Consider the following 23,138-nt stretch of genomic DNA (forward strand, 5'->3'; position numbering starts at 1 on the left):
CAGTCGTTTATTGAATTTGGGCAGTCGTTTATTGAATTTGGGCAGTCGTTTATTGAATTCGGTCAAGCACCGATAATGCACACATTTAGCCAAGCCACGCCAGTAGGGTGTGTTAGGACGAATGTCCTAACGCACCGAAAATATCGGATGGTGCGTTAGCAAAGCTAACACACCCTACGAAATCACCCCAAACGCTCAGAAAAATACTGACGATATAAATCGCAGCTAGGAAGACAATCATTACCTGAAAGTTTCACTAACCCCAAACTATGCAGCTTAAATGCAACTTCAGCATCAAGTCGTACAGGTGCATTTGCCCTTACCACTTTTTTATACCCTACCTCTAGCGAAGGATTATGTTGTAAATGCCATAATAGTTGTCGCAGATAATCGCTAAATATTCCCTCTTCTGTCGGTGCAAGGGTAAACAATTGCTCTAGGTTAATTTGCTGACTTTTGAGGTTAACAAATGCTTGTTGCAGTAAATAAGGGTGTCCTCCTATCAACTCCATCAACTTAATTAAATTTTGTCCTAATTGTTTATCTAACTCATACCCAGTCGCAAAAGCTTTTATTTGCTGCTGATTAAATTCCGGTAGTTCAATTGGTATACCAACATTAAATGGTGAATGATTGCTATCCAAAGAAGGATAAACTTCAGTGGAATGAACTACCACTAACCGCAGTTTCTTCCAAATATTAGCTACCCTGTCTCCTCCTTTGGCATTTTCATACCAACCCCGCAAGAGTAAGCAAAATTGAGAGAAAATATCTGGATATTGAAACAGCCGCTCAAAATTATCGATCGCAAAGACTAAGGGACTTTCGCTAACTGATAATAAATGCTTTTGAAAGTAACGAGTACAATTTTTATTCACACCATATATGTCTTGCCAAGTTTCATTAACTTGAGGTTCAATGTCTAAGCTGTCAGAAACATCAACACACAGCCACTGCAAGAAGCTTTTCAAGTTATCCAAAATTGAGTTTTCGGCTTGCTGTAAATCTAATTTTGCTGTCTGATAACCCTGCTCTCTAGCGTATGACAGCAAATTCTCCAAAAGCCATGTTTTACCCATTTTCTGCGGAGCTTTGATGCGAATCAGCGCTCCTGGTTGTAAAATCTCTTGATAGCATTTTGCTTCACTTGGAGGTCTTTCAATATATATATTCTGGGATACTGTTGATGATAATGGCGATTTTAAATTCTGAGATTGAATTAACTCTGGGATTAAATGTTGTTTGATTCCAGCTGTCAAGATAGCATTACAACCTAATTTATAAGCAAAATCATAACCTTTACCCGCTCCCAGTCCATCATAAAAACCCACAGCAAATTCAATTGCAGCTTTATCTTGAATTTCCTGACTCATTCCCACTACATAATTAATATGTCGGGCAATTTCCGCAGCTTGATATTTGGAATGGCAGGCATTGAGGACAACACACTCAACTTGATTTGCAAATAATTCAAATAAACCAGCTAAAGCTGACCCATCAACAAATTTGACTGCACCGGTTTCATCTTCAAATATTAAACCTTCTTCTTGAGAACCATGCCCAGAAAAGTGAATAATATGTGGTTGATATGTCAAAATAGCTCTACGTATGTCTCTGGGACGTATAGCTTCTGCTGCACTAATTGAAAATAGGTCACGATTCTCTGACAGTCTCAACCCTTCCTTAATCTCGCGCATTTCCTCAGCTAGACGCAGTTGGCTGGTTTTTTTAGGATTTGCTGATAAAAGTAAGATATTCCGAATTTGAGAAATGCTCATTAGAAAGTTAAATTTTTAAAGAGCAACAGCGCTATTACCAAGCGACTCCTGTGGAGTATCGCTACGAAATAGCCTTAATTATATATCTCACACTTTTTGGGTAATATTCCTGAAAAGCGTTTTTAAACGCAAAGTAACGCTAAGGTAAGCGCAAAGTAACGCAGAGTCTTCTTTTGTGATTTTCGTTATGAAATGCGTGCAATGTTTTACTAAGTAATAGGTTTAACACTTTCTGTTTTGAGACACACTCACAAAATCATGTAAGTTGGCATCCCAAATACTAATGTAAATTAAATCACACTCCTGACGTACAATCTGACCTTTTAATCCGCCTTGGGTAAAGCTGACATTATCTTTTTGACGTTGTTGGATTTGTTGGAGTCCCTGCTTGATTTCTTCAGTTGCTTGCCCACCTAACATTCCCTCTAAGGTTGTCTGCATTACTTGGGGGTCTACAGATTGGGCAAAAGCGGCTTCAGTTTGGCGCAGTTCTCCGGAATTGCGGTCAAATAAGTAACCAAGGTCAATTTGATTCGGTACTAAGGTGTAAGTGACAGCACGGGTATTGCCCCAAGCACCTCTATAATCTCTGGCTGGTTTGCCCAAAGTGGCTTCTACGCTGCTTCTTGCCGTACCTGTAGGAAATGCGGGGACGCTTTGTATGCTTGTAGTAGCGATCGCTTCCTTGGGAGGTTTTTTGATTTTCTTCGCTGGTGGACTTACATCAGGGTTGGGAATTTCAGGCGGTTGTTCTATTTGTGGCTGTGAGGTAGATGCAGCAGGGGTTTCATCAGGTACTATCGGTACAGGTATATCTGCTGATTTTTTTTCTAATGAAGTACGTGGTTCCTGGATTTCTGGCTCTGTAGTGGCTGCAATTGAGGGCGAAGTCGGTGCAGGCTTTGCTGGTTGCTGCTGCGGTGAGGTAGGTATAATTGGTGCTGGGTCAGGTTGGGAAGCAATGGGCGTATCGGCGGGTTCGTCGGTGGAAACTGAAGTTTCTGGGGTAGGAGTTGGAGTTGCTGACGAAGCTTCTTCAGTAGTTTCCGTATTTGGCGATGTCGCAATTGAAGCTTCTGGTTGGGGTTGACGAGTAAGATTAGCGATCGCAACTGCACCAATTAAGCCACCCGCAACTAAACCACCGACAATCCAAGCAGGCTTTCGTCTGTTTCGGTTATGCTTGATTTGCGTCGGAGGTGGCGGAGTTTGCTTTTGGGCAGCTACAGGATTTAAAGCTATTGTGGCAGCACTTGGCGCTGACTGTGGAGGAATAGAACTAACAGACTGCAAAGCATGTAGCATTTTGCTAGCAGTCGAATAGCGATCGCCTGCGTGCGGCTTAATCGCCTGATTTAGTATTATCGCCAAACCTGGAGATACATTCGGGGCATATTGTTGCCAAAGTATTTCTCCTGTTTGCTGGTTGGTTTCTAGTTCTTGCGGGTGTTTGCCAGTCAGTAAATAAATCGCCGTTAAGCCTAAACTATATATATCAGTAGCATAAACTGGGCGTCCGACAGCTTGTTCGCTCGGCATATATCCAGGTGTACCCATCACAAGCGATTGAGTAGGATATCCAGGTGTACCGACAACCGAACGGATCGTTTCTTTGACTGCACCAAAATCAATTAAAATCGGCTTGCGATCGCTAGAGCGCAAAATAATATTATCCGGCTTGATATCCCTGTGGATAATGCCTTTGCTATGGACATAATTCAAAACTGACAGCAGACGCAAAAGAATTTCTCGTACAGTAGTTTCGTTGAGTAATCCTTTCGCGGCGACAATCTGTGTTAGGGTTTGACCGTGAATCCATTCTTGAACCAAATAAAACTGCCCATTCTCAGGAAAGTAGGCGTAGAGTTCGGGAATTTGGTCACTACTTTTGCCAAGATTTTCTAAAGTCGCCGCTTCTCGTTCAAACCGCTGTCGAACCAGTTTATAGGTTTGCGGGTCATTGGCGGCGATCGGTTTGAGTTGCTTAATCGCACAGCGACGGCGAGAAGGCATATAGGTATCTTCTGCCAGAAAGGTTTCACCAAACCCACCAGCGCCGAGTACCTCGATTACTTGATAGCGATTGTTCAGCAGCGTTGTTGTCATGCTTCGTTACGTCAGAAGTCATCACCCCTTCAAATGTATATCAAATGCCGAGACGACTGTTGAGAAAGAATATATCCCGTCTTCTCTAAAATAGCTTCCCCATTTTGCACTCCCCTCTTTGTAGTAAGGGCTTCAGCCCTTGAAATCGAAGTTATGAGGGCTTCAGCCCTCACTACGAACTAGGACAGTATTCCCAATTTTCATAGAGTGTGTCCGGAACACGAGTTGATATTCCTCTATTAATAACTAGGAATATCTCATAGAAAAAGTATGTTTTTGAGAGTTTGGGCGACTACCCTTGTGCTAGCTTCTTTTTGGTTGACATCTCCCTTGATAACTTCGGTTTTGGCGGATCGGGCGTTCGCGACTTCTCAAGAAAGAAATTCTAAACTGATTTCTGTCACGAAAGCTGAATTCGGAGTTGAGAGAGTAGGCGCAAGAGGTAATGTTACCTTCATTCCGACAACGAGAGTACCTCTTCAAGAGAAAAGGCGTTACGGATGGCGAATTCAACTCAAAGATTACAAGGGTGAAGTTACATGGCGAGAAGTTCTGCGATTGCCAAAACAACCAGAAAATTGGGGTACAGATAATGGTGAAAACTTCTCATTATCAGCAAATGGTACTGAAGGTGTAACTACTCGTACTCAGGTAGCTCAAAATGGTATGATTGAAAACTTCTGGACTATTGCTCCTGGCGATCCGAGTGGTAAGCATAAGATAGAAGTTTACATTGATAATCGGCGTATTGCTGCTTTCGAGTTTGAAGTGGTTCGAGTTAAGTAGTAGTAAGCACTCGTGTGTGCTTAAATATGAGGGCTGAAGCCCTCACTACTTTTAATATGTGCGTTGAATTGTTTGAGAAGGCGATCGCACTAAATAAGTCTTATTCCCATTTTGCAAGCGAACCACTACATCAACCACGCTACCAGGTTCTAAATTGGGTCCACCCCTAACTACCATCTCGACTTTGGAGTTAGAAATTCTCGGTTGTTCAGAAAAGGTAGTTTCCCAAATCGTTTCGCCATTACTCTTAATCAGCCACAATTTATCAGCAGTTAATGTCGATGCTACTGGTTTTCCATCTTGTGCTTTCAAGCGGACACTCGCCATCATTCCCTTATTATTTGCAGTGGTACTTGGCATAAAATTACGCCACAAGTAAGTATCAATTGCATAGGAACGTCCATTTATTGTTACCTTGTCAGGCGCGGTTTTTAGTTCGCTAGTAGATGCATTTCGCCGCGCTGATTTACAATAATATAGATTCGCTACAGCTTCAGATGCCCAGTGTTCTTTTGGGACATCCGAAAACGGTGCAGGCAGTTTGTCAATCTGCCGATTGGCACAAGCTTGTTGAATTTGCTCTTCTGTTGGCTGCGTTTGAGCAAGCACTTGTGTTGATGCAATTAAGCAAAGTGGTGAAACCAAAGCAGTAATAACCAACAGTTGCTTCATAGGACGGCTCATCTAATCGCAATTCGGGTCAACTGTTTTTGACTGAGTTGTGAAACTCAAAGTTCCAAATTCTTAAACCTTTTACAAAAATGCAGTTTTATGGTATTTAGAATCATATCAAGTTTGGTTGATTAACATACATCCCTGCTTTGATCTCTCCTTACCAAAAGTTCCTTTTGGCTCTTCCCCCTAGTAAAAGAGAATTTGGAGGTGAGGCTTCCACGCAAGGAACGCTTTGCGATCAACACATGATAACATGTCCGCTTAATTAACATTAATAAAAACATTGCAACCGTCGTAGAGACGTGGGAGTGTGGAACGTCTCTACAATATAGGCAATTAACCGGACATGATATGTTGTAAAAAATGCAGCAATTCATGTCACGATAAAGATGGAATTGACTTTAGGCTGTCTTGATTCCATACGTACTTTTTCATGTCGCTGGGCCATGATACTTCATCGGGTGTGGCAATTTCTAGGGTGCTGGAATTGAGTTTGTTATATAAGCTCATAAAATCACCAACTTCAATCTGATTTTTTTGAAAGGTTTGGCGAAGAAGTTCGATTGTAAACATCATGTTATGCGCTTCAAAGCTGCCTTTAGGAAACAAACGCGGAAATATCAAAAATTTTATATCGTCTCGTTTTTGCTTAATAGCTCTTTGGGGTGTAATTCCATATTTCTCTGCTAATGGATCGCCTTGAATGAAAACCATAATGTAATTTGGACCTAGTACCCATTTTCGATAGCCATTACCGAAGGTGAAGACATTGATCAGTTGACTAGTGCGCTGCTTCCACTTCTGTTCTTGAATTCGTCGTTCTCGAAAGTCAAACACCCTAGCGTGTCTACAGATAAAGTTTCTTTTAGCAAGCTCAAGAGCTCTAGCCAAAAAAATTGTTCCAAGACTATCGCCTGATAAATTAAGAATTATCGCGTTGTTGACGGCATAAGTAATCAAAGTTGCCGCGTTTTCAATGACTGGACTACCAGATAAACCAACATAGTCAAGACCTGCATTAATCCAGTCAAGGTATCGGTTAATGAAAGCGATAATTGGACGTTGTTTAAGAAAAGTGGAGTTGTTCATATTGGCGATGCCAGTTAAGAGAGTAGTAGCATACCTGCGGCTCCTTCTTGAAGATTCTGACTCACGTTGTCCCAGCCCAGAGACAAATATGGCAAAAAGTTCGCGCTTATCGTTTTCTGGATAATAGACGATTTCAGATGCAATCGTGGCGATTGGGTATTGAGATGCCATCACCCAGTCAAAATCGAAAACCTCTTCGCTACCTGGATTTTGAAATTGTCCATCAAATTTTTTATCAGGAAAAAAAGCTTCAAGAGGCCAGCGCCACCAGGGAGATACGATTCGTTTTGCCTTATCCGAGCTGTTCATAAAAGACCTTGCTAAAGTACACGTCCTGTGTTTAAGGGGAAACGCGAATGTGTTTTTTATTATACAAAGTAATTTTCTAATTTATAAGCAAAGCCGCTTGCTGCGGCTGCCCAAGCACGCGATCGCTCGAGCAATATTGTCTTAACACCAAGCGTATTCGTTTATAGTTAGATAAATATTTTCTAATTTTATACCTGCCAATTTTGCAAAAATTACTTTGCTCCGGAAATTAACCAATTATTACTTTCTGCATCCCATATCAGGGAAAAACGCACAGATTCAGGAACTTCTTTCCCACTTTTCAGTAAATATTTTAATTGACTATTTACTGTAGCTGTGTTTGTAGTTTCTTCCACCAAACTAAGTTGTTCAATATCCACATTTTGAACTTTTCCACCCCACCAATCAATGTAGGAAAGATAACCATCGGGGTGAATAGCTTTATCACTTTGATAGCTCGGAGATAGTTGTTTCCAAGAAGTTGGATATTGACCTTGATTAATAGTTACAAAATAATTTTGCACAGCTTGTTTTGGTGATGGTTTATCAATTTGTGTCGGTGTTGAAAAAGAAGTTTCAGAAGTTGGAGTTTGTGTAAGAATCGGCTGAGAATATACTGGTCTGGGAAGTTGGGATTTTATCGGTTGTTCGTTTTCCTGGGTTTTGTCGTTGTTGATTAAAGGTTCTGAAGTTCTAGAAATTTGCGATTTTATCAGTCGTGCATTTTCTTCGGTTTCGTCATTATTTGTTGAAGGTTCTGAAGTTTTGGGAAGTTGGGATTTTACAGGTTGTGCTTCGTCCTGAGAATCTGGCAGTGTAGTAGTTTGTGGATTAGATTCTGTTATTGGTTGTGCTACTTGTTGAGGTTGTTTGTTAAGAGCAAGACCAATGATAATAGAAGCACCAATTAAACCACCAGCGATTAAACTGGCAAGAAGGATTCCTCTTTGTCCATTACCTTGATGGATAGGTGTTGCTGGAGTAAAGGAAATCATGTTTTGAGGTGTTGCTGAGGGTGCAGTTACTATTGGTGGTTGTGTGACGTGTATGGTAGAAGGAATTGCAAAATTAGAGTGCAATGCTGACAACATTTCTTTAGCGCTGGAGAAGCGATCGCGTGGATGATAAGCGATCGCTCGATCAATTACTCCCGCTAATGTCGGGCTAACATTCAAACCGAAAGAACGCCAAACAATTTCCCCGCTACGCGAATCTGTTTCTAATTCTTGCGGCTGTTTCCCTGTTAGTAAATAAATTGCCGTCAGCCCTAAACTATATAAATCACTCGAATAAACCGGTCTACCCGCTGCTTGCTCGCTCGGCATATATCCAGGTGTACCAATTACAATTGAACTGGTAAGATTTCCTTGAGAATTTACCACCGTTGCCATAGCTTCTCTGACTGCACCAAAGTCAATCAATACAGGTTTGCGATCGCGTTGACGCAAAATAATATTATCTGGTTTGATATCGCGGTGAACAATTCTTTTAGAGTGTACGTATTCCAAAACTGGTAACAAGTTCACTAATATTTCCCGCACAACAGTGTCACTAAATAAACCCGACTGGCGAAGTTTTGCTGTTAACGTGTCACCTTCAATCCATTCTTGAACTAAATAGAATTGTCCATTTAACTGGAAGTATGCATACAATCTGGGAATCTGGTGAGAATTTCCGCCTAAGTCTTCTAAAATTGCCGCTTCCCGTTGAAAACGTTCTTGTATTAGTTGGTAAACTTGAGGATTATTAATAATCGGCTTTAACTTTTTAATTACACACCTACGACCTGATGGCATTTGGGTATCTTCTGCTAAGAAAGTTTCACCAAATCCACCGCTTCCCAAAGTCTGAATAATTCGATAGCGATCGTCTAACAGCATTTGCATAAACTAGCGCAGCTTGAGGACAAGGCGTGTCCTGTATTTTACCTTCTAAGTATAGTTTCAAACAATATAGACAAATAAGACAGTTGCCTAAATTATCTGTTTACAAGGAGTAATCCTTGTTGGACTAACTACAAAGTCCTGTATTGAGTTTGAAGCGAAAACCTCATCCCCAAATGCCTTTCTAATAATATTCAAGCTTCCATTAATATCGCACTCCGCACTCGTAATTTTCGCACTTTAGCTAATTTCTCTTTGCCATAAAATATCTGTAACTCTCGTCACTCCAGCTTTCAGATGACGGCGATAGGTACTGAAAGGCAAATCTAGTAACTCAGCTGCTTGTTCTTGCGTGGGGGCGGGATTTAAATAAGTTCGATAAACAGCGCGGTAGAGTTTTTCATCACGCGGGGATGATTGTAAGGATTCAACTGCTTGTTTCACCAGATTTTGTAAAACGTTAATGCGTTGGCTTTGCCCGACGCAGGCATCGCGTAAGTGCCCAGAGGACGGCTTCTCTGTGAGTTGCGTGTCCAAAGGACTCTCGCTCATACTTGCTTTTGTGGCAACTTGTTCTGACACTAAGCGCCAGAACACTTCCTGTACGCTTCGCGATCGCATTAATGGATTATTCTGTAATACATCAGGACAACTAAAGTTACGTAACGCATTCTGCACCGCCTCCACAAATTCTGGCTGACTAAGAACTAACAGAGATTCACCGACTGGAGTATTATCTACAGATTCTCCGGCAGTTGTAACCTCTTTTCGTGCCAAAATTTCCTTCCATGTGGCAGGTGACACAATTCGCCAGTCATGCCCATAAACACCATAGTGTCTTCCCCCAACTGTAAAATCAGTTTCTCTAAGTCGTGTTAAGTCGAAGTAGTTTAACATTGCTGTCCAACTATCTGCTTGGGCACAAGGTAGAAAGGTGTATGCTAACCCCGGTGTGTTCTGAAAATACTGCACAAAATTAATGAAAATTAGACTTTGGGTGGGGGAAACAGCTTGATAGGTGTCCCGCGCCATCCAGAAGCGGAAAATAGTTGCGCCTTCGCTCTTGCGTAATGGTGCATGGGTTTGGAGATATTGCCAAGATGCAAGAGCGCCCGGATCTGCACTCAAATCTTCAACAGTTGCTGTGTGCAATGCCACCATCATTGCAAATCCCGCAAGTTCGGAGTGCAAGTCACGAAATACTACTATATTCTGCGGTTGGCGCTTCAACCAGTGAGCTGCTATTTTTGCTGATTCTTCGCCTTCGTATTGTGCCACCATCGCCAGCAGTGCAGTTTTGTCAGTTTCCCGTAGCCGGTCTGTCAATAAACTACTTTGCTCACCCCAGGTGAAACAGGATCGAATAGCCGAGTTATCCCGATGCAAAAAAATATAATCAAGCAGCACTCGATGCTTTTCTTGCCCTTGGGTTTGTCCTAGTCGTTTAGTATAGTATTGACGCGCTCGGTGGTGTAATTCAGTGTAAAATTCCGAATTACGCCAACGCAAGTCAGCAATTAAAACTTCGCGTGCTAAATCGTGGGGAAATAAACCTAATTGCCCTGATTCGATAAACGACAGTCCGCGCAACCACTCAAATAAATCGTGAACATCAAGTATTTCCCCTAAAGAGTGAGCCTCACCAGCCAAAGTATTTTCAGGCGCAGCCAATATTTGATTTAGTGCGGCTTCGGTAGTCAGCCGGATCACCGCACAAGCTTCTAAAGCCATACGGTGTGCGGGCGTTGGTACTTCTTTTATGAATCTTTCCAACAGTGTTTTAACAACATTGGGAGCAGATTCTGCTTGAAAAGAGATTTCTTTTTCCTGAGCAAACACCTCAGCAACCAAAGATAATGCTAGAGGATGTCCGTGGGTAAATTCTAGAATCGCCTGGTGTTGTGTGGTGGGAATATCTCGTGTGGTAAGATAAGTTTGACTTTCTTCTGGGGTAAGGTTGCGTAGGGACAAGGTGTGCATCAAAGCTTGCCAACCTGGATCGCTACACCAAGCAGATGAGGGGGGATTGCGTCCAGCAATCACAATTAAGGTATCAACAGACAAATGGGGTAAGAATCCTTCCCGCAACCATTCATCTAGCTGGGTAATAGCTTCATAGGTATCAATTAAAATTACATTACGTTCTTGTTTTTGGGCTAGCACATGCAAAGGAGAATCTGATTCATTCAATCCCATCAACGATCGCAACGTGCTAACAAAAGATTCTGGCGCAGCTTCTATATTACGTCCTTCTACGTAGATAGTTGATATTTTTGACTGTTCGCAAAATCGCAAAAACTGCTGCATGAGGGTTGTCTTGCCCACACCGCCAGGACCAAAGACGTGCAAAATGTGAAAAGGTAATTCTGGAGACGCGATCGCATGATGAAATAGCTCCAGTTCCCGTCCACGTCCTACAAATCTGCGATTTCGTTCTGCACTTAGTCGCTGTAATAGAGATGTCATTGCCATCCCTTCCTCAAATTTTACGTAGGATTACTGTTTTAAAGTATGAAGGATGTTTTTGATTTATAAAATTTATTTTGACAAAATTTATAAATTTTATATAGAAGCTTAAAGGCGCAATACTACAGAATCAGTACTAGGTAACCAAAGTTAGGTAGCATTGGTTTGGCTCCCCCAATTGCGACTGGTACAACCTAGCAAAAGTGTTGCAAGGTCGCACCTAAAAGAAACGCTTGTGTAACAATACTTTACATATAAGCTCGATTTCAACTTTTTTGTTCGGTGCTAGTGTGGCTGTTAATAATGAGCCACTAAATTTGGTGTTTAATTTATTCGACTAAAGAAAATAATTATATTGACAAATAGCTCTAAACATGAATCTAAAATTTGTTTCATCATTAGAAAAAAATGAGCAAGAAATGAGCAAAAAATGAACACTTTTTGGACTGGAACCTGAGCTAAAGGAGTGGCACTCTAATAAGTGTTCGTTATAAGTGCTTTTCCAGACATAGCTGGCTGGATATAAAGATGGATTTAGCTAATGAAAAATTTTGCATGGAAAACAGTCATATTTGCACTGGTGCTGCTACCAACTCAGGTAAAAGCTGTTAGTTTTACGCAAACTAAAGAAGCTGGTGAGACTCTTACTACAGCTCAAGTTATTCCATCGGGGTCGTTATCGTTGGAGTCTATCTCTGGGACAATCTCCCAAACGAATCCTGCTAACTTATTTCAAATCTACCTAACTGGCGGAAAGACCTTCTCAGCTACGACTAAAATCAATCCAGGTAGTCTTGCCGATCCACAATTATTTCTATTCGATTCAAACGGCAAAGGTATTTACGCAAACGACGACGAGAGTCCTAATACAAAACAAGCTACTTTGCCGAAGGGTGAATTTTCCCCCAGTAACCCTGGTATCTATTACTTAGGGATCTCTGGCTTTGACTACGATCCTGTTGGTAGTAAAGGTAAAATTTTCTCAGATTTCCCCGATGTTCCTTTTCAAACAGTTTTGAAACCATCTGGTATTGGTGATGGATTTCAACTTGAGGAGTTTGATGGCTTGATATTGGACAGTGGGAGTTATACTATCACCCTCACCGGTGTTCAAACTGCTAGTGCTAAAGCAATCCCGGAAGCATCTTCTGGACTAGGTTTATTAGCTTTTGGTGTTTTGAGTACAGGTGCTATTGCCTCGCGTAGAAGACAGCGGGGTAGAACTATAAACGGTATTTCCTGACTTGAGTTTTGGAGAGGTTTTGATTAGCACAGTAGAAAGTTTCATCCTCAGGACTTACGCAGAATAATGATAAAACGAACCGCAGAGGCGCAGAGAACACAGAGAAATAAGAGTTTGAGAGAGTTTTTGCGTAAGTCCTAATCCTTATGGAGATGCAACTTTAGCCGGCAATATATAAGCGCGGTAATTGATTTGGACGCGGGCAATTAATTCTTAACTACCAGCAATAAGCGCTTACTTTTTTTAGGAGATATGAAAATGAAAAAGAATTTATCTTTCACCTCGCGACGCAGCTTGTTGAAATGGGGTCTTCTAAGCGTTGGTGCGGCAGCTTTAACCACTCTACCTGAGAGAGTGACTGCACGGACTAATGAGTATGGCAAAACTCTGACATTTAATGCTGATGATATTGGTATCCTTAACTTCGCTTTGTTATTAGAGGAACTAGAAGCAGCATTTTATTTACTTGTTCTTAAGTCTGGCAAGATTACAGATCCTAAAGAGTATGACTATATCAAAGCCATAGGTTCTCATGAAGCTACCCACGTCAAATTTCTTCGGGAAGTTCTAGGTAAAAATGCTACTTTTAAGACAAAAAATCTCAAATTTAACAAAGCTGGGTTAGATGCTGTCCTGACAGACCGCGATACCATCTTGAATACGGCTGTAGCTTTGGAAGATACGGGTGTTCACGCTTACAATGGCGCGGGAACAAGCTTGAAAGACCCCACATACTTACTGGCAGCTGGTTCGATTGTATCTATTGAAGCACGCCACACTGCTGGAGTACGTGCGCTTCTGAAGCGACCTGCCACAGAACCAGATAGCGATCGCGCAGTCAACGATGCTGACCTAGTTCCTGAACTCAATCCATTTAAGGGACGTGCCTACGATGAGCTATACACACCCAAACAGATTATAGCAATTGTCGGCTCTTTGAATATATTGAAAAACCCAATCAACGGCGCACTTGTCGCTTAACCCCAGGAGTTACAAAGAATATGAAAACCCTTTTATCGCTAGCAGGGCAATTAGTTGTCAGCCTCGGTTTGGCAGCAACTTGGGGTAGAATGCTGATCCTGTCTTTACTTGTTCTATCCTTGCTCACAATCCCCGTAACACCAGCTTCTGCTCAGTCAGCAACGCTTACACCTAAGGAAGTTGTTGAATACGCTTTGACTTTAGAAAAACTGGAAGCTGATATGTATAGCCGTGCGTTTACTGCAATCGAGAGCGGTGGATTGATGAGTCTCCCAGAGCCGGCTAAAAAGGCAATCATGTCCTATGGACAGGATGAAGGTATGCACGTTACGGATCTATCGGCTGTATTGACATCTCTGGGAGGCGATCCAGATGCGATCGCTATCCCAAAGAACCCCAATTACGATGCCATACTCAATCGCGACCCATTTAATAACCCTCAAGATTTTCTCCTGGCGTTACAGTATGTTGAAGATACGGGGGTAGCAGCTTATAAGGGACAGGTGCAGAACTTGCTCGCCGCCGGTGATGCTGGTAAAGTTGTCTTAGCTGGAGCTTTGGAAATCCACACTATAGAAGCTCGACACGCTGCTGGTGTTCGCTATCTACGGCAAACTTATTATGGTGCAGATGTGCGACCTTGGATTAGAGATGCCAGTGAAGTCCTCTTCAACGAGAATCGGGAAGGGTCTAATTCTCCAATTCCCTTCAGCAATGAAGCTTTTGATGGCTTTGCCACAAAAGACGAGGTGATAGCGCTGGTGGGTCCTATCTTAACCGAGAAATAAATAAACTTCGGCTGATTCTCCACACGCGCTATCAAAAGCGATATGCCGTGTGGAGAATTTCTTAGTGTAAAACAAGGCTTGACTCTATTTTATATTTAATTGTAAGCAGCTACTTATTATCAGCGATCGCCCGATCGAGCTAAGTGGTTCATTGACGATTTGTCACGCGATCAACAGACAAGCCGAGATATATTGGTGATGGTGTTGGCGAAGTTGGATTTACACTTGAAGTGATAAGACTGGAGTAAAGACTGATGACTCAAGCAATCGGCATAGACCAACTTATTGCAGAAAAGGTGAGAACCCTTTCCCTTGAAAAACAGCAGCAGGTGCTTGACTTCGTGGAGTTTTTGCACAGCAAATCACTAAGAGTGGAGTTTAAGCATCCTAATGGGACGCTAATGTCTGCTTTAGAAGCTGCGGCAGACTTAGTAGGGTGTGTGGATGGAGGACCTGGAGATCTATCTACAAACAAGGAGTATCTTAACAGACCATTACGAGAATGAAGCAAGAGGTAATGCTTTATTTATTTACCATTTGTCATGCGCTCAAATATCATACTAGAGATTTGGGGAAATATTTTCCAATCGTAAGCATAAGCGCGATCTTCAGCAAAGACAACAAGAATATAAGCGGCTTTTCCATCTGGTGTTGCTATATATGCTGCTTCTTGACGAGTGTTAGAAGTCCAACCAGCTTTACCACCAAAGTCAATATTGCTTGGCAAAGGTTCGCTGAAGAATCCCCGTACAGGATTAAATTCGTTAGGATTTTGATCGTCTTTTTTCAAATTCCTAGTTTGCGAATCTATTCTTAATAAATTTATCATTTTTCCACTATAATCTGGCGATATAGCTTGACCATCATAAATTTCATATAAAAGTCTGGCAGCGTGCTGCGTTGTCATCTTATTACGAATAGGCTTTTCTGGATTACCTCGCATTTTTAACTCAGCACCTTGAGGTTCAGAAATATTGAGGTAATTGATGGGAAAAACTTTCTGATTTAAGTTAATATTCGTATACCCTGCTTGTTGAAAGTATTTATTTAGTTGATTGCGTTTTTGTAGCCAATTTTCATACTCTTCACCTTGGAAATCATTTCCTGATTCAGTACCGGTAATTGTATCAACAACGTAGCTGGCAGAATCATTATCAGAGTTTTTAATCATTTTGTTGAGGTATCGTGTAAAATCGGCTTCCCTCAAAGGATTCTTCTGGATTAGCGAATACGAATATACCATCCAAAACATTTTGACAATACTAGCTGGATATCGCAGTTCATCTTGTTGATATGCTCCATACTTCCCTGTTTTTGCGTCGATTAATGTGATTGACAATGCTTTGTTTGGTAGTTTTTTATCAGTTGCCAGACTAACTGCGCGATCGACAATACTCTGTAATTTCTGACTTTTCTGGAAATTTGGATAAATAGGAATATTATACGTCAGTTCTACATTTGTTTGTTGTAATGGAGGCAAAGTATTTAGCGGAGAAACTGGTATAGGTGATGAGGAAACTGGCGTATTTTTAGTTTGAGGAATATTTGTTGGTGCTGAAGAAACTGCTTTTGGAGGAGGTGAATTTTGTCGTCGATTAATTGCTAATCCAATTAGTGTTATAGCTAGCACAACTCCTGCAACTATACTGAAAAATTGCAGACGAGATAATCGTGATGGTTGTTTTTTCCGCAATTTCATTTTTGGCTGTTGATTTTGAGTTTTTGTTATTCCTGTATTGTCTAAATTTTTTTCAGATAGCTGTAATTGTTTTTCCTTAGGTGCTATTTGCTGTTGTAATTTAATAATTGTTTGCTGGTGCTGTTGAAGCTGTTGATTGGCACGAGCTAAATCTGCTTCTAATTCAGAAATTCTTCGATCGCGTTGTTTAATTTGTGATTGTTCAGACACGAATTATACCTTATTCAAGAGGACGTGTTGGTTCGTCGTCTTTTTGAGAATCGAGCAAGCTATAAACATTCAGACGTAGTTTATTCATGTATTTTCCTAATTTAACGATTATTAATCACTCTCACAGTTGTGTAATCAGATATTTTTAGTTTTCCATTCTCTAGTTGTAAAGAATATCTAACTAACCTTGTATCAAATGAGCTATTTTCATCATTAACTATTTCTCCATTTTTATACAGTTTGCGGTCTTCTGTAAGGACTATATCAAGTGTTGCTTGATCGCCATTAGCGACAAAGTTTTCAATAGAATCGATTCTTTGTACACCATATCGATAATAAGCGTTGTTATCTTCTAGCCATTCTAATGAACTTCCTTGTCCAATATTTTTTCTATATGCTTCACCTGTAGTTAATTCACTTCCTAATTGGCGATTAAATGGTGGGGCAAATAACTGAGCCTTGGATTGTTGCCATTGATTAATTAAAGCGAATGCTGCTTTTTTGGTAATTGCTGAGGTTTGTGCAGTAGCGATTGGTGGCTGAGGATCGCTGATAGGTTGCTGCGATGTTCTAGAATTTTCGGAAACAGAAGAAGTTGGTGCTGGAGAGGAATTTTCTGGTGCTGGAGAGGAGTTTTGTTCTGCCACTGTTTGTTGTGGCTGAGGTTGGTTAGATGTTTCTTTGCGGTTAATAACTGTCAAACCAATAAGGACGCACGCACCAATTACACCACCGGTAATCACAGCTTTTTGCCAATCACTCATGCCTTTACTGACTGGTGCTGGCTGCTGATAATAAACTGGCTGCTGGTATGGGATTGCTCCTGATGATACCACTGTCGCTGGCTGGACGTATCCTCCGGATGGCGGTGCAGATATTTGCGTGGCAGCAAATGGAGGTATAGTAGGTGCAATGGGAGTTACGCCAGTCTGCAATGCTTCGAGCATTTCTCTAGCACTGGAAAAGCGATCGCGTCCATGAGATTGAATTGCTTTATCCAACACAGCCGCAAAACTCGGACTCAACGATAATGCAAAATGTCGCCACACAATCTCACCAGTAGCTGGATCGGTTGGCAATTCCTGAGGAATCTTGCCTGTGAGCAAATAAATCGCTGTTAATCCTAAACTATACAAATCACTGGCAAATACAGGTCTTCCAGCAGTTTGTTCGCTCGGCATAAACCCTGGTGTACCAATTACAATCGACCTGCTAGAATTCCCGGAAGCAGTTACTACTGTTCCCATCGTTTCCTTAACTGCGCCAAAGTCGATTAAAATCGGTTTGCCGTCTGTGTAGCGAATGATGATGTTATCTGGCTTAATATCCCGATGCACAATCCGCTTACTGTGGACGTATTCCAGAACTGGCAAAATATTTATCAAAATTTCTTTGACTGAACTCTCACTCAATATCCCCTGCTGTTGCAACTTTTGGGTTAGAGTTTGCCCCTCAATATATTCTTGTACTAAATAAAATTGCCCATCTTCTGTGAAGTAGGCATTTAACCGAGGAATTTGATTGCTGTTACCACCTAGTTCTTCTAAAATCGCCGCTTCTCGCTGAAACCGTTCTTGGACTAACTGATAAACCTGAGGATTATTAGCTACTGGCTTGAGCTGCTTAATCACACATCGGCATCCCGATGGCATCTGAGTATCTTCTGCTAGAAATGTTTCACCAAACCCACCCGAACCCAGTACCCGAATCACCTGGTAGCGATTTTTCAATAGTATGGGTGTCATTATCTCTTTGCCCCAATACGGTTACTTAAATTTATTTTATGCTTAATACATTACCCTGCATATATATATCTAAAAATATTTTGTTTATTTTTCTTTGTATTTCTGGCAAATTTTCATATTATCTTTGATTTAGATATAAAAACACGCCTTAATCAATCATCATAATTATTCAATGAATACAAAAATAGGTAACAAAAATTTACTAAGTACAAACCAGTACTTAGAGTTCAAAAATCAGGGAAAAGTTTTACACATAGAGTTGAGTAAACCGCAGCACATAATCGGACGCGATCGCAATTCTGTCGATCTGGTAATTCCCGAAGATTGGCAAGTGGTAGGACGTTGCCAAGCTGTGTTACGCAAAGAAGGGGAAGACTATCGCATCTATGATGGGGATGGCACTCACCCCAGTACAAATGGGTTATATATTAATCACAGTCGCATCACTACCGATACAGGATATTTACTTAAAAACGGTTGTGAAATCTATATCGGTCAAAACCCGCAAAATCAGGTTTTGTTGAAATACTACAATCCTGCTAACCCAGCAATCGCTACTAAACCGGGTTTACAATCAATTTCTCTGAAAAATCGCTCTGTATTAATTGGTCGAGATATTAATGCTACTTTACCTTTAGATGCTCCGACAATTTCCCGGCATCATGCGACAATTGATACAGATACTCGAGGACGCTACATTTTACGCGACCACAGTACTAATGGCGTATTTGTCAATGGACAGCGAGTTAATAGCACTACATTACTATCACCAGGCGCAACTATTCGCATTGGACCATATACCTTAATTGTACGTGGTGATGAACTACAGATACTCGATCAGGGCGATCGCATTCGTCTAGATGCTTGCAATGTGGTGCTAGAAACTAAAGGTAAGCGTCGATTAGATGATGTTTCTTTGGCGATTGAACCGGGACAGTTTGTCGCGTTGGTGGGGGGAAGCGGTGCGGGTAAATCAACTTTGATGCGATCGCTCTTAGGAACTGAGCAAATAACCAAAGGTGTGATTTACTTAAATGGGGAAGACTTGCGAAAAAACTTCAATATCTATCGCACGCAGATTGGTTATGTTCCCCAAGACGATATCATTCACCGAGAATTGACAGTTGCAGAAGTACTTACCTACGCTGCAAAGTTGCGATTACCACCAGATATTGATGTCGCAAAGGTGGTGGAAAAGACTTTAGAAGATGTGGAAATGTCGCACCGTCGCAATGCGAGAGTAAGCGAACTCAGTGGAGGACAGCGCAAGCGAGTCAGTATTGGGGTAGAATTGCTAGCCGATCCGAAGTTGTTTTTCTTGGATGAACCAACATCTGGACTCGATCCGGGGTTGGATAAAAAGATGATGCAACTATTGCGGAAATTGGCAGACCAAGGACGGACGGTGATTTTGGTGACTCATGCGACGGCTAATATCAAGTTGTGCGATCGCGTGGTTTTTCTCGGTCAAGGTGGACGCTTATGTTATTTTGGTCCCCCTGATGCATGTTTGCGATTTTTTGGCGTTAAGGAAGACTTCGCCGATATCTACAACCAGTTAGAAAAACCGGAAACTGTCATCGACCAAGCGCAAAAATTTCACTCTTCAGATGATTATCGCCGCTACGTTGCCAATCACCTCAGTCCGGGAAATCAAACTTCACAAATCCATGCTAATAACAAACAAGGTTCTGGTATATCTTTTACAAAGCAATTAGGTATTCTTGCTCAAAGATATTTTCAGATTCAGCAACGCGATCGCATCAATCTTGCTTTAGCGCTTTTAACCGCACCTATTGGCATTAGTTTAATTACCATTGCACTCAAAGATATCCATCCCTTAATTTTACCAGCAAAACCAGATGCAACACTCGCACCTTTAGCCTTGCGGGTATTATTTGTATTTACCTGTGCTGCTTTGTGGGTGGGACTTTCTAGTTCATTACAAGAAATTGTCAAAGAAGCAGCGATTTACCTGCGCGAGAGATTGGTAAATTTAAGTTTATTTGCTTATCTTGGTTCTAAATTGACAATTCTTTCCGGTTTAGCATTGTTGCAAACTTTGCTAATTTCTTTAGTTGTGCTTATATTATTTAAATCTCCCGAACCGAAATTAATATCTTGGCAATTAGGATTATCAATTACTACTTTCCTCACACTTTTAACTAGTATGAGTTTAGGGCTATTAATTTCTGCCATTGTCAAAAATAGCAGTCAAGCAAATAGTGCCTTACCTCTATTGTTGATACCTCAAATTATCTTTTCTGGTGTCTTGTTCAAAATGGAAGGTATTGCTAGTAAAATTTCTTGGTTGATGCTGAGTCGTTGGTCAATAGGTGCTTATGGCACTTTAGTTAATATTAATGCAATGGTTCCCGCACCGATGAAATTACCTGATGGTAGCACAGTTGCTAGACCATTTGACCCAACACCAGTTTATGATGCAACGTGGGCAAATCTAGGATTAAATTGGGGACTTTTGTGTTTGCATACGGCGATTTATTTAACTGTTACTTTATGGTTACAAAAGCGCAAAGATATTTTTTAGATTTCTCTTTCACAACAAATTTCTTGCAAAAAATGCTTTATTTAACCGCCATGTCAATACGTTTCGGTTAGCATTTTGATTTCTCGAAGAACTCCCCAACTCCCCTTTCCAAGCTACGGTGTACACACAAGTCCTAAAAACCTAGTTTTGTAGGGGAGCCAGTGCGTTGCGGTGAGTCCACTCGGCGGTGTCGGTTTCCGTCCCGTCGAAGTGGCGAACCCGAAGGGAGGTTCCCGAGGCAGCGCGTTGCGGAGCCAGTGCCGTGCGGAGGTTCCCTCCGTTGAGGCATCTGGCGTCGGGTTAAGCGCGTTGTAGCGACTGCCGTTCCGTTGTAGCAACTGGCGTTGTGTTATGCCGTAGGAAGATCGCACCATTCAAGATTTTCGGTGCGTTAGGACTGTCCATAACGCACCCTACCAGATTCAACTACGTCTCTAGGGATTCTGGATAACGCATATTTAATTTCTACGCCTATGTCTAATAGTACCCTCAGGGGTACTGCCAGAGCTTAGTTGTCCAAACCATACTACAAATAGATACAAATTGAATTCTTTTCAATTGGACAACGAATTCAACAATACCAAGGTAATAAATATGCGTAGACGTCATGGATTTCCCCCTCGCACAGGTGAGAATCAACCGCTAGGTGAATTTATAGAAACTGGGAAGTTCGGGAGAATGTTTCCTAAATTGCCGAGTTTTACTCCATCACAACAAAGTTTGACTGAATTGGGCAAGGCAATGAACGACCCAAGCCCAAATACTCCCGACGGTGACAATTTAAATGTTCCTGCGGGGTTCACTTATCTGGGTCAATTTGTCGATCATGACATAACCCTTGATACCACTGCTTTGCAAGATACTCTTGTCGATCCATTGGCAGTGCAAAATTTCCGGACACCAAGACTTGACCTTGATAGTCTCTATGGCTCTGGACCTGATGTGCAACCGTATCTCTACCAACTCGAAGACCCGGATTTATTTTTAATTGGGACAACCAACGAACAGCCAGGAGCGGGAGATCCATCGATTCCGACTAAACTGCCCAATGACCTGCCTCGTGCCCAGAGTACTTTAGGTCTTCTTGGCGACTCGCGCAACGACGAAAACTTAATTGTTGCACAACTGCACCTAGCTTTTTTGAAGTTTCACAACAAAATAGTTGCAGGCATTAGGGATGGAAGCATTAAACCAAAGAATTCTACTGACAAATCGGTTTTTATACAAGCCAGAGAATTAGTGATTTGGCACTATCAGTGGATTGTACTCCACGATTTTTTGACTCGCATTCTTGACAAAAATCAGCTAGAGACGGTGTTGACTAAAGGCAGACGCTTCTACAAATTTAAAGAAGAGCCATTCATCCCGGTTGAGTTTTCAGTAGCTGCCTATCGTCTCGGTCACAGTATGGTGCGTGCAGTTTATGACTACAACCGCGTATTTTCTAATCCCCCTGTTCCACCAAGACCTGCTGCTACTTTGGAACTGCTGTTTCTTTTCACTGCCAAATCAGGTGAGTTTGGTGACTTTGCCAATATTCCTATTCCCAGTGACTGGATCATTGACTGGAGAAGGTTCTTTCAAATCGATCCTAATGTGCAAGTTGGTTTTAGCCGCAAGTTAGATCCGTTCCTCGTTGATCCGTTGAAGGAATTGCCGAATGTTCCAGAACCTAGGTCACTGGCTGTGAGAAACCTGCTGCGCGGTCGCAGTCTCGGCTTACCATCCGGTCAAAGTGTAGCTCGGTTTATGAAACTCCAGCCGTTGACTAAGGCTGAAATCTCCACCGGAGCTGATGGAGCAGTTGCCGTCAAGCATAACTTTCATATTGAGTCACCACTGTGGTATTACATCCTCAAAGAAGCGCAAGTCCAAGGTCAAGGAAAGCGCTTGGGTCAAGTAGGAAGTCGCATTCTCGCTGAGGTGTTTGTCGGTCTTCTGGAAGCAGATAGCAGCTCCTTTATGGTGCGTTGCCCAGATTGGAAGCCGATACTACCTGCTCAAAATCCCGGTACATTTACAATGGTAGACTTGTTAAAATTTGTCGGAGAAATCAATCCGATTGGCGATAAACAATAAAATGTAACGGATTTTGTAGATGCGTAGGGTTTCACAAAAGCTAGACAAAAATGGACAGGCTTGTTTTAAAGATCCTCAACACCCAACGAGTCACTCGGATGTTCGCGCTTCGCGTCTGGTGAAGGAGAAGCCTGTCCATTTTTGTCCGGGTTCAGTCCAAGGGTGCGTTATGCGTAACGCACCCTACAAATACTCAAAAGTTATTTCGGCGAACTCAAAAGCTATTTCGGCGATCGCAAAAGCTATTTCGGCGATCGCAAAAGCTATTTCGGCGATCGCAAAAGCTATTTCGGCGATCGCAAAAGCTATTTCGGCGAACTCAAAAGCTATTTCGGCGATCGCAAAAGCTATTTCGGCGAACTCAAAAGTTATTTTGGCGTGTCCATAACACACCCTACGAAACTACTAGAAGAGTTGAAACCTATGCTGGTCAATTTGTGTGTACACCCTAGCCTTAATAAGGAGAGGGTGCCGCAGGCGGGTGAGGTTTTTAGTTTTTTATAAGTGTTTATCCGGACTTGATATAAGATGCGTAGGGTGGAATGTCACTTACTTAAGCAAAAGTTGAGGCTCAGATCCCCGACTTCGCAGAAGTTGTCGGGGATCTAAATCCACCTTATTTCAGTGACATTCATGCGTAGGGTGCGTTATACATAACGCACCCTACAAATACTTTTTGGGTACAAAAGCGCAAGGATATCTTTTAGATTTCTTCTTACTATATGTAGTGAGCGCTTAAGCGCTCTATTTAAC

16 protein-coding genes are annotated in these 23,138 nt (G+C 41.7%); 7 read left to right on the forward strand and 9 right to left on the reverse strand.

The window, feature by feature from the left end:
* Positions 1 to 182 precede the first annotated feature (182 nt).
* Positions 183 to 1,778 (reverse strand): AAA-like domain-containing protein, encoded by a 1,596-nt coding sequence (locus PI95_RS25460; protein WP_039747975.1) that lies wholly within the window; start codon positions 1,776 to 1,778, stop codon positions 183 to 185.
* Positions 1,779 to 2,000: 222 nt separating this feature from the next.
* On the reverse strand, positions 2,001 to 3,884 hold the full coding sequence (locus PI95_RS25465) for a serine/threonine-protein kinase (protein ID WP_039747973.1): 1,884 nt from the start codon (positions 3,882 to 3,884) through the stop codon (positions 2,001 to 2,003).
* A gap of 270 nt (positions 3,885 to 4,154) precedes the next feature.
* Between PI95_RS25465 and PI95_RS25470 the strand changes: the two genes are divergently transcribed.
* Positions 4,155 to 4,670 (forward strand): PM0630 family protein, encoded by a 516-nt coding sequence (locus PI95_RS25470; protein ID WP_201280601.1) that lies wholly within the window; start codon positions 4,155 to 4,157, stop codon positions 4,668 to 4,670.
* 51 nt (positions 4,671 to 4,721) lie between these two features.
* On the opposite strand, the gene PI95_RS25475 is transcribed toward PI95_RS25470, so the two are convergent.
* The 4 genes from PI95_RS25475 to PI95_RS25490 form a co-directional block, all read right to left on the reverse strand.
* Positions 4,722 to 5,342: a hypothetical protein gene (locus tag PI95_RS25475; protein ID WP_163519189.1), complete on the reverse strand. Its 621-nt coding sequence runs from the start codon at positions 5,340 to 5,342 to the stop codon at positions 4,722 to 4,724.
* A 381-nt stretch (positions 5,343 to 5,723) separates the two neighbouring features.
* A complete protein-coding gene (locus PI95_RS25480; protein ID WP_039747971.1) occupies positions 5,724 to 6,743 on the reverse strand; it encodes a hypothetical protein in 1,020 nt (339 codons plus the stop codon).
* 212 nt (positions 6,744 to 6,955) lie between these two features.
* Entirely contained in the window at positions 6,956 to 8,629 is a 1,674-nt protein-coding gene (locus PI95_RS25485) for a serine/threonine protein kinase (protein WP_039747969.1), read from the reverse strand.
* A gap of 237 nt (positions 8,630 to 8,866) precedes the next feature.
* On the reverse strand, positions 8,867 to 11,092 hold the full coding sequence (locus tag PI95_RS25490; protein ID WP_163519190.1) for an AAA family ATPase: 2,226 nt from the start codon (positions 11,090 to 11,092) through the stop codon (positions 8,867 to 8,869).
* A 541-nt stretch (positions 11,093 to 11,633) separates the two neighbouring features.
* On the opposite strand from PI95_RS25490, the gene PI95_RS25495 reads away from it, so the two are divergent.
* The 4 genes from PI95_RS25495 (at position 11,634) to PI95_RS25510 (ending at position 14,610) form a co-directional block, all read left to right on the forward strand.
* The gene (locus PI95_RS25495) at positions 11,634 to 12,335 is read left to right on the forward strand and encodes a DVUA0089 family protein (protein WP_039747966.1); all 702 of its coding nucleotides are present in this window, start codon (positions 11,634 to 11,636) and stop codon (positions 12,333 to 12,335) included.
* A 258-nt stretch (positions 12,336 to 12,593) separates the two neighbouring features.
* Positions 12,594 to 13,316, forward strand: coding sequence for a ferritin-like domain-containing protein (locus tag PI95_RS25500; protein WP_201280602.1), 723 nt, complete (start codon positions 12,594 to 12,596; stop codon positions 13,314 to 13,316).
* 20 nt (positions 13,317 to 13,336) lie between these two features.
* Positions 13,337 to 14,104 (forward strand): ferritin-like domain-containing protein, encoded by a 768-nt coding sequence (locus PI95_RS25505; RefSeq protein ID WP_052325244.1) that lies wholly within the window; start codon positions 13,337 to 13,339, stop codon positions 14,102 to 14,104.
* A 254-nt stretch (positions 14,105 to 14,358) separates the two neighbouring features.
* A complete protein-coding gene (locus PI95_RS25510) occupies positions 14,359 to 14,610 on the forward strand; it encodes a DUF2281 domain-containing protein (RefSeq protein ID WP_039747961.1) in 252 nt (83 codons plus the stop codon).
* Positions 14,611 to 14,630: 20 nt separating this feature from the next.
* Here the strand turns inward: PI95_RS25510 and PI95_RS25515 are convergent, their stop codons facing one another.
* Positions 14,631 to 16,013, reverse strand: coding sequence for a serine hydrolase (locus PI95_RS25515; protein ID WP_039747959.1), 1,383 nt, complete (start codon positions 16,011 to 16,013; stop codon positions 14,631 to 14,633).
* A gap of 101 nt (positions 16,014 to 16,114) precedes the next feature.
* Positions 16,115 to 17,758: a protein kinase domain-containing protein gene (locus PI95_RS25520; protein ID WP_039747957.1), complete on the reverse strand. Its 1,644-nt coding sequence runs from the start codon at positions 17,756 to 17,758 to the stop codon at positions 16,115 to 16,117.
* A 172-nt stretch (positions 17,759 to 17,930) separates the two neighbouring features.
* On the opposite strand from PI95_RS25520, the gene PI95_RS25525 reads away from it, so the two are divergent.
* The gene (locus tag PI95_RS25525; RefSeq protein WP_039747956.1) at positions 17,931 to 20,306 is read left to right on the forward strand and encodes an ATP-binding cassette domain-containing protein; all 2,376 of its coding nucleotides are present in this window, start codon (positions 17,931 to 17,933) and stop codon (positions 20,304 to 20,306) included.
* A gap of 594 nt (positions 20,307 to 20,900) precedes the next feature.
* On the forward strand, positions 20,901 to 22,385 hold the full coding sequence (locus PI95_RS25530; protein WP_039748915.1) for a peroxidase family protein: 1,485 nt from the start codon (positions 20,901 to 20,903) through the stop codon (positions 22,383 to 22,385).
* Positions 22,386 to 22,568: 183 nt separating this feature from the next.
* On the opposite strand, the gene PI95_RS25535 is transcribed toward PI95_RS25530, so the two are convergent.
* Positions 22,569 to 22,778, reverse strand: coding sequence for a hypothetical protein (locus tag PI95_RS25535; protein ID WP_163519191.1), 210 nt, complete (start codon positions 22,776 to 22,778; stop codon positions 22,569 to 22,571).
* Positions 22,779 to 23,138 lie beyond the last annotated feature (360 nt).

It is taken from the genome of Hassallia byssoidea VB512170 (assembly GCF_000817785.2).
GTDB lineage: Bacteria > Cyanobacteriota > Cyanobacteriia > Cyanobacteriales > Nostocaceae > Hassallia > Hassallia carrinoi.

Excerpts from the sequence above, each read along its gene's own strand:
- PI95_RS25460 (WP_039747975.1), bottom strand. The coding sequence starts at position 1,778 with ATGAGCATTTCTCAAATTCGGAATATCTTACTTTTATCAGCAAATCCT.
- PI95_RS25465 (WP_039747973.1), bottom strand. The coding sequence starts at position 3,884 with ATGACAACAACGCTGCTGAACAATCGCTATCAAGTAATCGAGGTACTC.
- PI95_RS25470 (WP_201280601.1), top strand. The coding sequence starts at position 4,155 with ATGTTTTTGAGAGTTTGGGCGACTACCCTTGTGCTAGCTTCTTTTTGG.
- PI95_RS25475 (WP_163519189.1), bottom strand. The coding sequence starts at position 5,342 with ATGAAGCAACTGTTGGTTATTACTGCTTTGGTTTCACCACTTTGCTTA.
- PI95_RS25480 (WP_039747971.1), bottom strand. The coding sequence starts at position 6,743 with ATGAACAGCTCGGATAAGGCAAAACGAATCGTATCTCCCTGGTGGCGC.
- PI95_RS25485 (WP_039747969.1), bottom strand. The coding sequence starts at position 8,629 with ATGCAAATGCTGTTAGACGATCGCTATCGAATTATTCAGACTTTGGGA.
- PI95_RS25490 (WP_163519190.1), bottom strand. The coding sequence starts at position 11,092 with ATGACATCTCTATTACAGCGACTAAGTGCAGAACGAAATCGCAGATTT.
- PI95_RS25495 (WP_039747966.1), top strand. The coding sequence starts at position 11,634 with ATGAAAAATTTTGCATGGAAAACAGTCATATTTGCACTGGTGCTGCTA.
- PI95_RS25500 (WP_201280602.1), top strand. The coding sequence starts at position 12,594 with ATGAAAAAGAATTTATCTTTCACCTCGCGACGCAGCTTGTTGAAATGG.
- PI95_RS25505 (WP_052325244.1), top strand. The coding sequence starts at position 13,337 with ATGAAAACCCTTTTATCGCTAGCAGGGCAATTAGTTGTCAGCCTCGGT.
- PI95_RS25510 (WP_039747961.1), top strand. The coding sequence starts at position 14,359 with ATGACTCAAGCAATCGGCATAGACCAACTTATTGCAGAAAAGGTGAGA.
- PI95_RS25520 (WP_039747957.1), bottom strand. The coding sequence starts at position 17,758 with ATGACACCCATACTATTGAAAAATCGCTACCAGGTGATTCGGGTACTG.
- PI95_RS25525 (WP_039747956.1), top strand. The coding sequence starts at position 17,931 with ATGAATACAAAAATAGGTAACAAAAATTTACTAAGTACAAACCAGTAC.
- PI95_RS25530 (WP_039748915.1), top strand. The coding sequence starts at position 20,901 with ATGCGTAGACGTCATGGATTTCCCCCTCGCACAGGTGAGAATCAACCG.